1 protein-coding gene is annotated in these 728 nt (G+C 57.0%); it reads right to left on the bottom strand.

The annotated features are described in order from the left end of the window. On the bottom strand, positions 1-728 hold a 728-nt coding region (locus P7F28_RS07960), incomplete at both ends, for a 3-hydroxybutyrate dehydrogenase (protein ID WP_277183975.1).

Genomic DNA, 728 nt, shown 5'->3' with positions numbered 1-728 from the left:
ACGATCGACTGGCCCGTGAGCGCATTCGATTTGAAGCCCGCCAGAAACGCCACTGTGTTCGCCACGTCTTCGACGGTCGTGAATTCACCATCGACCGTTTCCTTGAGCATCACATTCTTGACGACTTCTTCTTCGGTAATGCCAAGCGCTTGCGCTTGCTCGGGAATCTGCTTTTCGACCAACGGTGTTCGCACAAAACCAGGGCATACGACATTGGCGCGCACGCCACGCGGCCCACCTTCTTTAGCGACGACGCGAGCCAGTCCAAGCAAACCGTGCTTAGCCGTCACATAAGCGGATTTAAGCTTGGACGCTTCATGCGAATGCACCGAACCCATATAAATAATCGAGCCGCCCTTGCCCGATGCGTACATGTGCTTGATGGCCGCCTTAGTGGTCAGGAACGCGCCGTCAAGATGAATGGCCAGCATCTTTTTCCAATCGGTGTAAGCATATTCCTCGATCGGCGCAACGATCTGAATGCCCGCATTCGACACTAGCACGTCGATGCCGCCAAGCTTCGCCACCGTATCTTCGATGCCTGCATTCACGGCATTTTCGTCCGTCACGTCCATCGCTACGGCGATTGCGCGGCCACCTGCGGCCTCGATGCTGTCGGCCACTTTCTGCGCGTTCGCGAAATTCAGATCTGCGATCACCACCGCCGCGCCATCTGCTGCGAGCTTGCGTGCAGCCTGTTCCCCGATACCGCTTGCTGCACCTGTCAC

It is taken from the genome of Caballeronia sp. BR00000012568055, assembly GCF_029439455.1.
Taxonomy (GTDB): domain Bacteria; phylum Pseudomonadota; class Gammaproteobacteria; order Burkholderiales; family Burkholderiaceae; genus Caballeronia.
Note: the sequence above shows the minus strand (reverse complement) of the source record. Positions and strands in the feature narration are given on the sequence as shown.